The organism is Vibrio sabulosilitoris, from assembly GCF_055391395.1.
In genome coordinates, this window is the sequence record NZ_AP029600.1 from 537,331 (window position 1) to 552,032 (window position 14,702).

General features: G+C 46.6%; 13 protein-coding genes. All 13 read left to right on the forward strand.

All coding sequences use genetic code 11. The features are described from left to right. Positions 1–5: 5 nt before the first annotated feature. A complete protein-coding gene (gene hyfE / locus ACZ5R2_RS18155; RefSeq protein WP_464903193.1) occupies positions 6–650 on the forward strand; it encodes a hydrogenase 4 membrane subunit in 645 nt (214 codons plus the stop codon). A 4-nt stretch (positions 651–654) separates the two neighbouring features. After that, the gene (locus tag ACZ5R2_RS18160; RefSeq protein ID WP_464903192.1) at positions 655–2,235 is read left to right on the forward strand and encodes a hydrogenase 4 subunit F; all 1,581 of its coding nucleotides are present in this window, start codon (positions 655–657) and stop codon (positions 2,233–2,235) included. A gap of 15 nt (positions 2,236–2,250) precedes the next feature. Beyond that, positions 2,251–3,993: a hydrogenase large subunit gene (locus tag ACZ5R2_RS18165; protein WP_464903191.1), complete on the forward strand. Its 1,743-nt coding sequence runs from the start codon at positions 2,251–2,253 to the stop codon at positions 3,991–3,993. A 9-nt stretch (positions 3,994–4,002) separates the two neighbouring features. Then, complete coding sequence (locus ACZ5R2_RS18170) at positions 4,003–4,578, forward strand: formate hydrogenlyase complex iron-sulfur subunit (protein ID WP_464903190.1); 576 nt, start codon at positions 4,003–4,005, stop codon at positions 4,576–4,578. After that, positions 4,575–5,402: an NADH-quinone oxidoreductase subunit B family protein gene (locus ACZ5R2_RS18175; protein ID WP_464903189.1), complete on the forward strand. Its 828-nt coding sequence runs from the start codon at positions 4,575–4,577 to the stop codon at positions 5,400–5,402. Before ACZ5R2_RS18170 ends, ACZ5R2_RS18175 begins: the two co-directional genes overlap by 4 nt. After that, the gene (gene hycH / locus ACZ5R2_RS18180) at positions 5,396–5,812 is read left to right on the forward strand and encodes a formate hydrogenlyase maturation protein HycH (RefSeq protein ID WP_464903188.1); all 417 of its coding nucleotides are present in this window, start codon (positions 5,396–5,398) and stop codon (positions 5,810–5,812) included. The genes ACZ5R2_RS18175 and hycH overlap by 7 nt, the downstream gene beginning before the upstream one ends. Then, a complete protein-coding gene (gene hycI, locus ACZ5R2_RS18185; protein ID WP_464903187.1) occupies positions 5,805–6,263 on the forward strand; it encodes a hydrogenase maturation peptidase HycI in 459 nt (152 codons plus the stop codon). Before hycH ends, hycI begins: the two co-directional genes overlap by 8 nt. 245 nt (positions 6,264–6,508) lie before the next feature. Next, a complete protein-coding gene (locus ACZ5R2_RS18190; RefSeq protein WP_464903186.1) occupies positions 6,509–7,060 on the forward strand; it encodes a 4Fe-4S dicluster domain-containing protein in 552 nt (183 codons plus the stop codon). Positions 7,061–7,086: 26 nt separating this feature from the next. Beyond that, entirely contained in the window at positions 7,087–9,231 is a 2,145-nt protein-coding gene (gene fdhF, locus ACZ5R2_RS18195; protein WP_464903670.1) for a formate dehydrogenase subunit alpha, read from the forward strand. Between the two features lie 106 nt (positions 9,232–9,337). Beyond that, a complete protein-coding gene (locus ACZ5R2_RS18200) occupies positions 9,338–10,897 on the forward strand; it encodes a sigma-54 interaction domain-containing protein (protein WP_464903185.1) in 1,560 nt (519 codons plus the stop codon). A 25-nt stretch (positions 10,898–10,922) separates the two neighbouring features. Next, a complete protein-coding gene (fdhD, locus tag ACZ5R2_RS18205; RefSeq protein ID WP_464903184.1) occupies positions 10,923–11,768 on the forward strand; it encodes a formate dehydrogenase accessory sulfurtransferase FdhD in 846 nt (281 codons plus the stop codon). A gap of 38 nt (positions 11,769–11,806) precedes the next feature. Then, positions 11,807–12,400 (forward strand): HupE/UreJ family protein, encoded by a 594-nt coding sequence (locus ACZ5R2_RS18210; protein ID WP_464903183.1) that lies wholly within the window; start codon positions 11,807–11,809, stop codon positions 12,398–12,400. 14 nt (positions 12,401–12,414) lie between these two features. Continuing rightward, positions 12,415–14,691: a carbamoyltransferase HypF gene (gene hypF, locus ACZ5R2_RS18215; RefSeq protein ID WP_464903182.1), complete on the forward strand. Its 2,277-nt coding sequence runs from the start codon at positions 12,415–12,417 to the stop codon at positions 14,689–14,691. Positions 14,692–14,702 lie beyond the last annotated feature (11 nt).

Here is a 14,702-nt window from a genome sequence, read left to right on the forward strand (position 1 = left end):
AAATCATGAATGAATTAATTAATAACTTATCTGGACTTTTGGTTGTGACCTCATTTCTTGTGGTTATTTCCAGAAGACTGGTCCCGAGTATCACTGTCTATGCTATTCAGTCGGTGGTGCTGGTTTCACTCTTCTGTGCGATTGCATACAAATATGGGGCACACAGCCTCTACAGTTGGTCTGTCACAGCGTTCATCACCAAGGTTATTTTGGTTCCAGGGATTTTGTTTTACTTCCTACGCGACATGAACGATGAAGAAGCAGATAAGGCCACGGTGCACCCGCTAGTTATTGCCTTGTTGGTGGGTGCGGTGAGTGTTGCCAGTTTGCACGTAGTGCAGCCGGTTGCGCTTCCTCTGGTTGCCGATCTAAAACCTGTGCTTGCTGTTTCCTTAGCACACTTTTTTATTGGCATTCTTTGCATCGTTACCAATCGAAATATCCTCAAACAGATATTCGGTTACTGCTTAATGGAAAATGGAGCTTCTTTGATGTTAGCCCTATTGGCGCATACGGCTCCCCATTTGCTGGAGATCGGTATCACTATCGATGCGTTATTCTCAGTAATCATCATGGTTGTGTTGTCTCGGTTGGTGTTCAAAAACATCCAAACGCTTGATTCAAGCAAACTAAACGTGTTGAAGGGGTAAGAGCATGAGTACGATTGAAGCTCTATTTCCGTTATTGGTCGGGGTGCCATTCTGCGTGGGGTTGACAGCCTTTTATCATGCATATCGGAAACAGGAAGCTAATGAGCTTTTAGTAAAGTTACATATCTTTAGCATTACAACTATCGCATTGCTTTCAGGTTACTTGACGATAAGCGTCTTTTCTTCGACAGCCCTGATCTCTTCTGGGGGATGGTTGTTGCTAGACCCATTGTCAGCACTCTTTCTGCTGGTGTTAGCAGTGGTGGCCTTGATTACTGGGCTCTATTCCATTGGCTATATCGGGCATGAATACAAGCATGGCGAGTTTACAAGCATGCAGTTTAGCCTCTATTACGGCTTGTTTAATATATTCGTCGCGACCATGATTCTGGCCCTAACCTCGAACAACATCATCATGATGTGGGTGGCTATCGAAGCAACAACGATCAGTTCTACATTCTTGGTAGGGATCTATTACCAGCGCACCTCGCTTGAGGCGGCTTGGAAATACATCATGCTGTGTAGCATTGGTATCGCATTGGGGCTGTTTGGCACGGTGTTGACCTATGCAAATGGCGTTGCTGCTTTTGACCCGAGTGTGAATGCGATTCTATGGACCGATATTCGCGATCATGCCCACTTACTTGATCCTCAACTAATCCAGATTGCATTTATGTTCATCATCGTTGGTTTCGGCACCAAAATGGGCCTTTTCCCAATGCATACCTGGCTTCCGGATGCGCACTCTGAAGCACCGAGCCCGGTATCTGGTCTGCTTTCCGCTGGCTTGCTGAACTGTGCACTGCTCGTGATCCTACGTCACTATGTCGTTGGGACAGAGGTACTGGGTAGTGGCTTTACCAATACTGTTTTGATTGGCTTTGGTTTGCTATCTGTTGCCTTTGCGGCGCTGCTTATCTTGGTACAAAAAGACATTAAACGCCTGCTAGCCTATTCAAGTGTTGAAAATATGGGGCTGATTACGCTTGCAATCGGCTTGGGTCCGCTGGGGGTATTTGCTGCGATGCTACACGTCATTAACCACAGTCTGGGTAAGACACTCATGTTCTGTGGGGCAGGTAATATCATGCTCAAATACGGCACTCGTGATATGAGCATTGTTAAAGGGGTCGTAAAGGTTGCTCCTTGGACCGGAGTTATGTTTGGTTGTGGAGCCATGGCACTGGCGGGTATGCCGCCATTTAATCTGTTCATCAGTGAATTCTTGGTTATCTGCTCGGGTATCTATGGTGAACACCCACTGCTTACGATCATCGTACTGCTTTTGCTTACCATCGTGTTGGTGGGATTTGCACGCATGACCTCCAAGTGTGTATTTGGAGAGTCACCGAAAGAGATTGAGCAGGGTGAATTTGGCGGTTTCACAGTTGTGCCGCTGGTGGTGGTATTTGTCATGATGTTGATTATGGGGACAAGTATTCCTTCTTACATCATTTCGGGAGCCGACCTTGCAGCACAAGTCGTGGTTAATGAGTCATCGCAGTCCGTATTGCAGTCATTAAATCTACCTTGGGTGACGTTTTCTAATACAAGTGATGCTGCAACAGTATTGAGTCAAAAATAGGGAGAGTACACAAAAATGGATGCAATTCTAGAAAGAGTCGTAACAGAAAGAATTGGGCAGCAATATGTGCAAGGTGTACGAGAGTTGTTCCCTAGTGCAATTCTTGATGAAGAGTGGCAAACCGATAATCAGGTAACGATCACCGTAAAGATGACCTCTTTGATTGAGGTGATGAAATGGCTTTATTACGATCAAGAGGGTTGGCTTGCCGTATCCTTCGGTAATGATGAAAGAAGCCTTAACGGTTGCTTTGGTATCTACCACTCGTTGTCTATGGAGGGAGATGCCAAGTCATGGGTCGTCGTTAAAGTGTTGGTCCCTGAGCATGATGAAGAGTTTATCTCTATCACGTCGGAAATACCCGCAGCGGTGTGGGGAGAGCGCGAAATTAGAGATATGTATGGCCTTAAACCTGTCGGACTGCCTGATGAACGTCGTCTGATCTTGCCGGATGATTGGCCGGAAGACCACCACCCATTGCGTAAAGATGCTATGGATTATCGTCAGCGGCCAGAGCCAACTACGGATATTGAAACCTATGAGTTTATCAACGAGCTTGGCGATGAAGGCAACAGCGTAATCCCTCTCGGTCCAATGCACATCATCAATGATGAGCCCGGTCACTTCCGCTTGTTTGTCGAGGGTGAGCGAATTGTTGATGCCGACTACCGTATGTTTTATGTACACCGTGGGATGGAGAAGCTCGCTGAAACCCGTATGGGCTATCATGAGGTTGCCTTTCTTGCCGACCGAGTCTGTGGGATATGTGGCTTTACCCATAGCATTGGCTATGCAAATTCGGTAGAAAATGCCTTGCACGTGCCGGTGCCTGAGCGGGCAAAGATGATCCGTACCATGATGTTGGAGGTTGAGCGCTTACACAGTCACCTTCTTAATATTGGCCTATCAAGTCACTTTATTGGCTTCGACACCGGGTTTATGCAGTTTTTCCGTTTGCGCGAAAAAACCATGGAGCTGGCTCAAGAGCTCACAGGTGCACGTAAAACCTATGGGCTGAATCTGATTGGTGGTGTTCGCCGTGATCTACTTAAAGAGCAGCGGGTTAAGAGCCTTCAGATGGTGAGAGAGGTACGTAAAGAGTTCACCGAGCTGGTGGAGGTGTTGCTATCGACCCCAAACATCGAAAGCCGGATTGCAGGTGTCGGTGTATTAGATAAGCAGGTGGCCAGAGACTTTAGTCCAGTCGGTCCATTGGTGCGCGGCTCAGGCTTTGCGCGCGATGTTCGAGTTGTTCATGGCCAGGCATTTGAGGCGTATGGTGACGTGCCGGTCGATTGCCAGTTCATAGATACCGGCGACGTGAAGGCCCGAGTATTAGTCAGAGTGAAAGAGACCTTTGATTCTTTGAATATTGTCGAATTTGCCCTCGATAACCTGCCAAAAGGCCCAATCCTGACCGAGGACTTTGACTATGTCCCTAACAAGTTCGCATTGGGTTACACAGAGGCTCCACGGGGTGAAAACGTTCACTGGAGTATGACAGGGGACAATCAAAAGCTCTTCAGGTGGCGTTGTCGTGCTGCAACCTACGCTAACTGGCCAACGCTTCGCTACATGTTACGCGGTGCGAATGTCGCTGATGCACCTCTTATCATTGGCAGCTTGGATCCTTGTTACTCATGCACTGACCGAGTAACGATTGTTGATACCAAGAAACGCCGTAGCAAAACCATCCCATATAAGGCGATCGAGCAATACAGCATCACGAGAAAAAACTCGCCGCTAAAAGGTCTATAAGGGGTTGATATGTTTAAGTTACTAAAAACCATATTAAAAAATGGTGAAGCAACGGTGAAATACCCGTTTGCGCCACTAGAGGTTCCAAACGATTTTCGTGGCAAACCTGAATTAGACGCAGCGCAATGTATCTCGTGTGGTGCCTGTGCAAGGGCGTGTCCTGCTAATGCCATCGTGATTGAGAACGATACGAAATCAATGGCGAGAACCTGGGAGCTGTCCGTAGCACGCTGCATCTATTGTGGCCGATGTGAAGAGGTGTGCCCAACCAAGTCGATTCGTTTGGGCCAGAATTTTGAGCTAGCCGTGACTTGTAAGAGCGATCTGTACGAACAGGCAACGACGAAGATCGCAACCTGTATCAGCTGCGAAAAACCATTTGCGCCCCAGAAGGTACTCGATTATACGCTCGAGGTTCTGGAGCATAACGGGATGTCTCAAGGTGATCTAGAAGGGGCGAAACAGCGCCTTGCAACATGCCCTGAGTGCCGCCGCAAGGGCAATATGCTCGATGCGTCGAATGTATTTTGTTCTGCTCATATTGCAGTTGCACCGCAAGTGGGTGATATCGAGGAGGTTGTGTGAAAGGGATTAAATCAATCATTGGTAAAAAGCATACCGAGGCGGTACCGGTTCCCGTTTCAGAGGAGCATCAAGCCCTGAAGCAGGAGCTGCTTAAAACCATTAAACGCTCTGCTTACGTTTTTCGCGTCGATTGCGGTGGGTGTAACGCTTGTGAAATCGAGATATTTGCAGCAACAACCCCTGTTTATGATACCGAGCGATTTGGCATCAAAGTGGTTGCGACCCCGCGTCATGCCGATATTTTGCTGTATACCGGTGCAGTAACTCGTGCCACGAGGGGCCCAGCGTTGAGGGCCTATGAATCTGCCCCCGACCCCAAGATAGTTGTCTCTTATGGCGCATGTGGCTGCGATGGTGGCATTTTCCACGATCTATATTGTGTGTGGGGGGGGAGCGACAAGATTGTTCCAGTGGATGTCTATATCCCAGGCTGCCCTCCAACGCCAGCTGCAACTATCTATGGCTTTGCGGTTGCATTAGGCCTTTTAGAGCAGAAGATGCATGCTAAAACACACGACATTGATGGCAGCGCGGCAAAGGTCCGCCACGATGCTGTACCTGCTGACATTCGGGTAATGATTGACGCTGAGGCTAGGCTACTGGCTGGGTATCGTCAGGGTGGCCAGATTGCTGATCAATTGATGGAAGTATTTGCCAACTCAGATGCCAGTAATGTTGATCAAAATGTAGCGGCCTATCTGAAACAACAAAGTGACCCGCGCCGGACCGAGATCGTTAATCGCCTGATGACTCGGGTTTCTGCTGCGCTAGTGGGAAGCAAAACGCCGTATGAGAACGAATGTCGCGGGGAACCTGTATGCTGACAGAGACAGTCTACTTTTATTGCCTGAGCCGAAAGTTTGTTGATAAACAGGATATCCCCGAACAAGTTAAACAGGTTATGTACTACAGCTTAACGATAGGCCATCACTTAGGGGTGGTCGATTGCCTAGATTCAAGAGTGTCATGTTCACGTGAAGAGTATCAAGAGTGGATACGACACCTACCTGAAGATAGCGTTGCATATCAAAAGTTTGCTGGGTTTCTCAAATTTGGTGAGGTTACCTTGCTGCACGAACATATCAATACAACGGCGCTGGCTTTGTCGAAGATAGACAAGAGTCTGTTGAGTGAGAAACTGCGACAAGTGACCTCAACCATGATGGATATGCTGCAATCTATCTATCAGGAGCCAAGCATGTACATAATGATTCGAGGACATAACCATGGCTAGGCAAGTGATCGTAACCGTTGGTAATTCAATGATGGGCGATGATGCAGCAGGGCCGCATTTGGCAAAAATGTTGAAGGACAATCCTGTCACGGGTTGGTGCCTCATTGAGGGAGGCACCATGCCAGAAGATACTTTGCATCAGATACGTAAGCTGCAACCTCAAAGGGTTTTGGTTGTCGATGCTGCCGACTTTGGTGAGTCTGCTGGACAGGTCCGCATCATTGATCCTGATACTATTGCAGACATGTTTATGGTTTCTACTCATGCACTGCCCCTGAATTTCTTTATTGAAGAGCTCGAAACCTTTGTTCCGGAGGTCACTTTTGTGGGCATCCAACCTGCTGTAGTTGCATTCGGTTTTCCTTTAACTGAGATGGTTGCTCAAGGGGTTGAGACTCTGTATCGCCGGTTGCCAGGTTGGAGTGGAGAGACAGAGTTCGAACACTGCTAACCGTCGCAGGTTTTGACACATATGTCGAAATTGCATGGTGTCGAAATTGACGGTGTCGAAAATAACAGTGTCGAAATCCTTTCTCAGTAGCACTCGTTGCGATTTTGAATAGGTTTATGGTAATAAGCAATTGAAATTAAATTACTTAAGTGGAATAGAACAAGATGGGGGGACAGTAACAAATAATGGTATGCATTATGCAAAATTGTTTAATCGGTGATGCTTCGTGCATCAAAGGATAAGGTATGAATCGATTTATTATTGCAGAGACTAGCCGCTGTATTGGTTGTAGGACATGTGAGGTAGCCTGCGCCGTCTCACATAGCGAGGACTCCGCCGTCGCGACGATAAATAGCCCAACTGAGTTTACACCGAGGTTGAAGTTGGTAAAAACTTCGTCAGTGTCGGCTCCTGTCATGTGTCGTCAGTGTGAAGATCCACCCTGTGCAAAGGTTTGTCCTAATGACGCAATTGTTCAAGAGGACAACTACGTCAAGGTGATTCAGTCACGCTGTATTGGGTGCAAAACCTGTGCAGTGGCATGCCCGTACGGTGCGATGGATGTTGTTACTAAGATGGTTGAGCAGAGTCATGGTGAGAAATCACTCTTCAATCGATCTGTCTGTCAGAGCCAAGCGCTAAAGTGTGATTTGTGTTCGCATAGAGAGCAGGGCCCCGCTTGTATGGAAGTGTGTCCAACGGATGCACTGATGCTCGTGAGTCCTGACGAGGTAGAGTCACTGAAAAAGAAAAAGCGCATAGCAGCGGTTGATCAAGCCGTGTCGATGAGTGTTTAGTTGTATCTGAGAGTGAGAGCTAAATGATGAAAAAAACGGAAGTAGTTTGTCCTTATTGCGGCACTGGGTGCAAGATGAAATTGCATGTAGAAGGCAATAAGGTGGTCGGTGCAGAACCGATGAACGGGCGGACCAATGAGGGACAGCTATGTCTTAAAGGTCACTATGGGTGGGATTTCTTAAATGACACCAACTTGTTGACACCAAGACTGAACTCGCCACTTATCCGCCGTACCAAAGGCGCCGATTTTGAGGCAGTGAGCTGGGATGAGGCATTAGACTTTGCCGCTGAAAAGCTGATGAAAATTAAACAAGAGTATGGTCCGGACGCTATCATTACTACCGGCTCAGCACGTGGACCAGGCAATGAAGCGAACTTTGTAATGCAAAAGTTTGCTAGGGCAGTAATTGGGACAAATAACGTCGATCACTGCGCTAGGGTGTGACACGCCCCATCAGTCTCCGGTCTGGAGTCAACAGTAGGTAATGGCGCAATGAGCAACGCTATTCCCGAAATTCAAAATACTAATTGCTTACTCATCTTTGGTTACAATGCTGCAGATTCCCACCCTGTAGTAGCAAGACATATCATTAAAGCACGTGAAAATGGTGCGAAAGTTATCGTATGTGACCCAAGAAAAATAGAAACCGCTAGAATCGCCGACCAATGGCTGCCATTGAACAATGGCTCGAATATGGCGTTGGTTAACTCGTTAGCGTACACCATCATAGAAGAAGGGCTTTATGACAAAGCCTACGTCGACAAATACACCGAAGGGTTCAACGAATTCAAGAAGGTGGTCATGGGCTATGCCCCAGAAGATGTACAATCCATCACTGGTATTGATCCTGCCACTGTCAGACTTGCTGCCCGTACTTATGCGAACTCACCAGATTCTATGATCCTGTGGGGAATGGGTGTGACCCAGTTTGGTCAAGCCGTGGATGTTGTGCGCGGTCTTGCAGGCCTTGCCTTGATGACAGGTAATTTTGGCCGCCCAAGTGTTGGTTGTGGACCGGTACGTGGACAAAATAACGTACAAGGTACCTGTGATCTTGGTATGTTGCCGCATGTTTATCCGGGTTATCAGTCGGTGACAGACGATAAGATCAGAGAGAAGTTTGAAAAAGCCTGGAACGTTAAGCTTTCTCCAACGCCAGGTTATCGACTTACTCAGGTTGGACATAAAGTCGAAGAGGGAGCGTGTAAGGCTTACTACATCTTCGGTGAGGACCCTGCTCAAACGGAAGCAGACTTGGCGGCACTTCGCAAGTCAATGCGCGATATGGAGCTGGTTATTGTCCAAGATATCTTTATGACCAAGACTGCCGAGCTGGCTGATATAGTCTTCCCTGCAACCAGTTGGGGAGAGCACGAAGGGGTCTATTCAAGTGCTGATCGTGGTTTCCAGCGCTTCTACAAAGCGATTGAACCACCGAAAAACTGTAAGCCAGACTGGGAAATCTTCTCACTGCTCGCTACGAAGATGGGCTACCCAATGCACTACAATAATACCCAAGAAATTTGGGATGAGTTGCGTTCATTGGCTCCTCTGTTCGCAGGGGCAAGCTACGACAAGATTGAGGCTCAAGGCTGTGTTCAGTGGCCATGTCCAACCGAAGATCACCCGGGAACGCCATACCTGTTTGAAGGCAACAAATTTACGACGCCTTCTGGTAAAGGTCAGTTCATTGCGGCTGAATGGCGCGCTCCGTTAGAGCAGCCAAGCGAAGAGTTCCCACTGGTGCTGTCAACCGTGCGCGAAGTCGGCCACTATTCATGCCGTTCTATGACGGGTAACTGCTCTGCACTCAAAACGTTAGCGGACGAACCCGGCTATATTCAGATTAACCCTGTTGATGCGAAAAGCTATGGGGTTAAGGATGATGAATTGGCTTGGATCACTTCACCTCGGGGTAAGGTCATCGCTCGTATTAACACCAGTGATAGGGTGAATAAAGGCGTGGTTTACATGACCTACCAATGGTGGATTGGTGCATGTAATGAACTCACCATTGAACATCTGGACCCCATATCGAGTACTCCAGAGTATAAATACTGTGCAGTTCAACTCGATAAGATTGATGACCAAGCAGGTGCAGAAGTCTACGTCCAAGAGGAGTATGCAAGTCTTAAAGCTAGACTTAAGCAACATGTTGCATGTTCTTAACCTAGATCACGGCAATGCCCCACTTATTAGCATTTAATAAGTGGGGTTCTAAAACAATAATTATATAAGTTTGGGGTCATTTTTAGAGTTTAGGAAAGGGCTAGGTATGGGGCTAAATGGTGTAGCTAATAAGTTATTAGTCGATGTAACCAATGCAGTAATATCATCGAGCAACAGATTGTCGTTACTTAGAGCGATCAGTCCGGTGATCAATGAACTATTGAAAGTTAATTTTATTGGTTTTGTAGAGGTTAAAAATCCCTCGGGTAAGTATGATACTGATATTTTTCGTTGTGAGAGTGAAGAGTTAGTTTATTCAACTACACATTATATAAGTGGTTTTGAAAAGCCCTGCGGTGATAAGTTTTGTATCCCGACCAACATAAAAGATGTTCGGTTTGATGGTTCTATTCTGGAAAAGCAATCTATACCTGAAGATGTAGAGAAAGTCTGTATATACCCACTCTTATTTAGAAGAGAAAAAATAGGCTATGTGGTTTTTATGTGGGGGGAGGAGCAAGTAGATCTCAACGGAGAAAAATTAGAGCTGTTAGAGCATATATCGGCAAGGCTTTCAATCTCTATGCACAGCTTTATGCGAAATCCTGTTCGTTATAATTTACCAAGGAATACTGATCTTATCCCGATTGAAATGGACTATTCAAAATATAAAATTTCCGATAAGATTATTGGTCAGAACAAAAATATGTATTCAGTCATCACCCGCGCTATGATGGTCAGTGATTGTAATAGTACTGTCCTTATTACTGGGGAAACAGGGACAGGTAAAGAATTAGTAGCTGAGGCGATACATGAGTTTAGTTCGCGTCGCGATAAAAAGTTAGTTAAGGTGAACTGTTCAGCGATCCCTGAAACTTTATTTGAAAGTGAAATATTTGGCCATGAAAAAGGGGCATTTACTGGAGCATCTAATAGCCGTAAAGGGCGATTTGAGGAGGCCAATCATGGGACGCTACTTTTGGATGAAGTGGGTATCTTACCACTGAATCAACAACCAAAGCTATTAAGGGTGTTGCAAGAGAGTGAGGTTGAAAAGTTAGGTGGAAGTAGCTCAGTATCGATAGACGTGCGGGTTGTTGCTGCGACCAATGCTGACCTGTCTCAAATGGTGAATGAGAAGGAGTTTCGCAGCGATCTTTTTTATCGTTTAAATATTTTTCCCATAAATATCCCACCACTAAGGGAAAGGAAAGATGATATACCTATTTTGGTGAACTATTTTACTTACCAGCTCTCTCGAATATTTGGTAAGGAAGTCAAGTATATTTGTAAAAATGCGATGAATGCAATGCTCGCTTACGATTGGCCTGGAAATGTACGTCAGTTAAGAAACTTTATCGAGCGAGCCTTGGTTCTTACCACAGATAAAGTATTGACCCTTCCCAATGAGCAGTTGTTAGAAATTAGTCCAACTCCAAGTGAAATAGTCGTACATGAAGATGTTGTCAATGAAGATCCACGGCCATGTAAGAGAACAGTATACAATAAAATAAACGTGGACAGGGATGTCGTTGTTCAGGCGCTAAAGGAAAGTAACGGAGTTGTCGCCGGGAAACGTGGTGCAGCAGCCAAGCTTGGAATTAAGCGAACTACTCTGCTTTCAAGAATGCAAAAAATGGGTATTGATAGTAAAGACTATCTATAAACTCTAAATATTTAAAGGTAGCCGTATGAGCATCAAGCTTGATTTCTTAGAGCGAAATAGTTTTAAGTTGAGAAATATTACTAAGTTTCATGAAGGTAATTATAGTTTACAAGCCAATGATAATTTAATCCAAGAGGTTCCTGTCGCAATCTCATTTAATGGTGTTTCATATACTACCATGATGTGCACCCCAACCGACTTGGAAGAGTTTGCTATTGGCTTTTCTATAACTGAAGGGATTGTAGAAAGATATAGTGATATCCATGACGTGGAGATTTATTCTTCGGTGGAAGGGATAACCGCAGATCTCTCTATCTCGAACAAGTGTATCTATAAGCTCAAAGAGAAAAAGCGTAGTTTAGCAGGGACGACTGGCTGTGGCTTGTGTGGCACCGAGCGACTTAAGGGGATCTTGCGTGTGAGTGAGCCGGTTCCCTCGAGTGCTACGGTTCATATTGCCGAGTTGGAGCGTGTTACTCAAGAGCTCGAACAGCATCAATTACTAAGTAAAACCACCGGGGCATCCCATGCTGCTGCCTATTTTAGCTCAAATGGGAGATTACTCGCGATCTATGAGGATGTTGGTCGTCATATCGCGTTAGACAAGTTGGCGGGCTGGTATGTCATTCATAAACCTGAGCCGGGCGGTTTTATTTTGGTCACCAGCCGCGCAAGCTTTGAAATGGTTCAAAAGGTAGCGGCAATCGAGGTTGAATCACTGATTGCGATCTCAGCAGCAACAGAGTTGGCAGTTGAATTGGCAGAGCAATTGAACATGACCCTAATTGGCTTTTGTCGCAATGGAAATGCAACCGCCTATAGTCATGCAGAACGCATTTCTACCCAGGTTAGGCCTTTAGCACTTTGCTAGGCTGGACAAAATTACACATCTATATACTAGGAGTTTATATGAAGTTATTTAGAGTGCTGACGACGCTACTGGTGGTTGCTAGCTCATCGGCTTTTGCTCATACAGGACATGCTATCGATGCTCGACATACTATCGATGCTCAAACTAGCTTTGTGCATGGTCTTTTACATCCGCTGACAGGCCTCGATCACTTGATCTACATCATTGCGGTCGGTATTGCGTTGTCGTTGGTAAGTCGTGGGTATAATTGGAAATATATAGGTGGGTATTTGTTACTGTTTTCAGTTGGCCTTGTGCTTGGCTCCTTGGGGCTGCTCAATGGCTCAGTAGAGATGCTGTTGGCATCGAGTGTGCTCATTGCAGGTCTTTCTATCGCGATGTTCAAGAAAAATGGCGTACATTGGATGTTGGTGCTAGCCATATTAGGTGCAGCGGTTCACGGGTTTGCTCATGCCGTAGAGATGCCAGGTGAGGTTACACCGAGTCTGTACTTCCTTGGGCTCGTAGTTGCTAGCCTTGGCGTACTCGCTTCGGCAGCAAAACTAGGCCAATGGTTAGGTTGCCAAAATTCTGATCTGGCAAGAAGAACGATTGGCTGCAGTATTGCAGCGATCGTTTTCTTGGTCCTATAGTAAGGCATTAGCCAATGCAACAACGCCTATTAATTAACGTTAGCGGTATTGTTCAAGGGGTAGGCTTTAGACCTTTCATTTATCAGCAAGCGGTCGAGTTAAACCTATCGGGGGTCGTGGCAAATAACCCACAAGGGGTAAAGATTGATATTCAAGGACGAACCCCAGATATCGCTGAGTTTGAATATCGACTTAGCCATGACATACCGGTGTTGGCACAGATCGATAGTCTTGAAAAGCTTGAGTTGGAGCTGGTTGATAGGGAGGGTTTTTCAATTGAACCCAGTGAACACTACGGTGCTACATTGGCTAGCATCTCCCCAGATCAGGCCAGTTGCGAGGCGTGTATAGGCGATGTGAATGATCCCCAATCGCGTTACTACCGATATCCTTTTACCAATTGTACTAACTGTGGCCCTAGATATACGATCCTAAAACAACTGCCCTACGACAGGGTGATGACCTCGATGAGTGACTTCGAGCTATGCCCTTCATGTGCATCCCGGTATGCAGACCCTTTAGATAGGCGTTACCACGCACAACCCATCGCCTGTCCAGAGTGCGGTCCTGCGGTGGTACTGAGACAGTTATCCGGTCAGTGCATCGATAAGCGACATGCGGCAATTGGCCACTGTGCACAATTGTTAAAAGACGGCGAGGTCATTGCGATTAAGGGTATAGGCGGTTTTCACCTTGTCTGTGATGCGTTTAATCAACAGGCTATTGCTCGGGTACGTCAGTTAAAGCAGCGTGCGCGCAAGCCATTTGCTTTGATGGTGGCTAATCAAGAGGTTGCTGCATCTTTGGTTAAGGGCACCGATGTTGAATGGCACGAGCTAAGCTCATCTCGCTCACCGATCATACTGATGAGTAAACATGCCCAAGGCTTGTTACTAGATGAGGTTGCACCCAATGTGCCCTATCTGGGGGTAATGCTGCCTAACACCCCTTTGCACCAGTTATTATTTGAAGAGCTTAGCCAGTTATCGGCAACCCAAGCCTTGGTGATGACCAGTGCGAATTTGTCAGGACAGGTACTGGCAACCGAGCTCGAAGATTTGCAGCAAAGCTTTTGTGGCCAACTCCGCTATGTCCTCGACCATAATCGCCCGATCCAAAATTCGTGTGACGATAGCTTAGTGCACTATGCAGGGGGGCGTATTCGTGTGCTCAGGCTGGGGCGAGGTTACGCACCTCTGACTCTTGCCACGAAGCGAGAACTCAAGCCGGGGATCGCATGTGGAGCGCAACAAAAATCTACACTGGCGTTAATCTCTGGACAAAAAATTACGCTAAGCCCCTATATTGGTGAACTAGAGTCACTTGCCGTTCAACAAAGGTATGAGCACTTGCTCAACTGGTACCCTGAAACCTATCAGCTTGAGGTCGAGTATGTGGTTTGCGATAAGCATACCGGGTACTTCTCAACTCAGAAGGCACTGTCACTAGGCTTAGAGGTGAAACAAGTGCAGCACCATCATGCCCATGTATTATCTGCAATGGCCGAGTTTAAGGTAGAGGTACCTGTCTTAGGGATAGTGTTCGACGGGACTGGCTTGGGTGATGATCACACGATTTGGGGCGGGGAAGCGTTGATCGTTGAGCAAAAAAGCTATCAGCGTATCGGTCATTTACGCCAGTTCAAATTGATCGGTGGTGAAAAAGCCATTCGAGAACCATCAAGGCTGCTATATGCCCTTTTGCTGGAATGCTATTCACCACAAGAGATCCAGGCGCTGAATCTCGGGGCCTTTTCTCATTGGAGTGAGGATACATTCTACAATCTGTATCGTGTTTGGCATAACGACACCTTAAGCCCCTACTGCTCATCGGCCGGGCGTCTATTCGATGCGTGGGCAGTACTTTTAACGCTGGTCGATGAGATAGATTATGAGGGTGAAAGTGGGCTGGTGATAGAGAATCAGGCATTTGCTGCTCTCGATAACGAGGATTATTTATCCTTTGACTGGACATCGGATGGCGAGCTTGACTGGGAGCCTGCTCTGCATCAGTCCATCGCCATGATTCAGGAACAACGACAAAATAGCACCGCGAGAATTTGCTTGAGTTTCATCGCTGGGCTTGCTGAAGCAATTGTCACACTTGCTTACCGATATCAAGACCTTCCAGTGGTGGTATCAGGGGGTGTTTTCCAAAATCGTATTTTGGTGGATCGCCTTGTTGGGCGGTTGTCAACCCGATGCAAACCATTATTGATTGGAGAAAAGGTTCCAGTGAATGATGCGGGCATTGCTATCGGTCAGGCATTTTATGTGGCGGCGTGCAGATAAATCGTCGGTAG

Bases quoted from the DNA above. Each gene is read 5' to 3' on its own strand.
- ACZ5R2_RS18160 (WP_464903192.1), top strand. From the start codon at position 655: ATGAGTACGATTGAAGCTCTATTTCCGTTATTGGTCGGGGTGCCATTC.
- fdhD (WP_464903184.1), top strand. From the start codon at position 10,923: ATGAGCATCAAGCTTGATTTCTTAGAGCGAAATAGTTTTAAGTTGAGA.
- hyfE (WP_464903193.1), top strand. From the start codon at position 6: ATGAATGAATTAATTAATAACTTATCTGGACTTTTGGTTGTGACCTCA.
- hycH (WP_464903188.1), top strand. From the start codon at position 5,396: ATGCTGACAGAGACAGTCTACTTTTATTGCCTGAGCCGAAAGTTTGTT.
- ACZ5R2_RS18170 (WP_464903190.1), top strand. From the start codon at position 4,003: ATGTTTAAGTTACTAAAAACCATATTAAAAAATGGTGAAGCAACGGTG.
- ACZ5R2_RS18200 (WP_464903185.1), top strand. From the start codon at position 9,338: ATGGGGCTAAATGGTGTAGCTAATAAGTTATTAGTCGATGTAACCAAT.
- hycI (WP_464903187.1), top strand. From the start codon at position 5,805: ATGGCTAGGCAAGTGATCGTAACCGTTGGTAATTCAATGATGGGCGAT.
- ACZ5R2_RS18165 (WP_464903191.1), top strand. From the start codon at position 2,251: ATGGATGCAATTCTAGAAAGAGTCGTAACAGAAAGAATTGGGCAGCAA.
- ACZ5R2_RS18210 (WP_464903183.1), top strand. From the start codon at position 11,807: ATGAAGTTATTTAGAGTGCTGACGACGCTACTGGTGGTTGCTAGCTCA.
- ACZ5R2_RS18190 (WP_464903186.1), top strand. From the start codon at position 6,509: ATGAATCGATTTATTATTGCAGAGACTAGCCGCTGTATTGGTTGTAGG.
- hypF (WP_464903182.1), top strand. From the start codon at position 12,415: ATGCAACAACGCCTATTAATTAACGTTAGCGGTATTGTTCAAGGGGTA.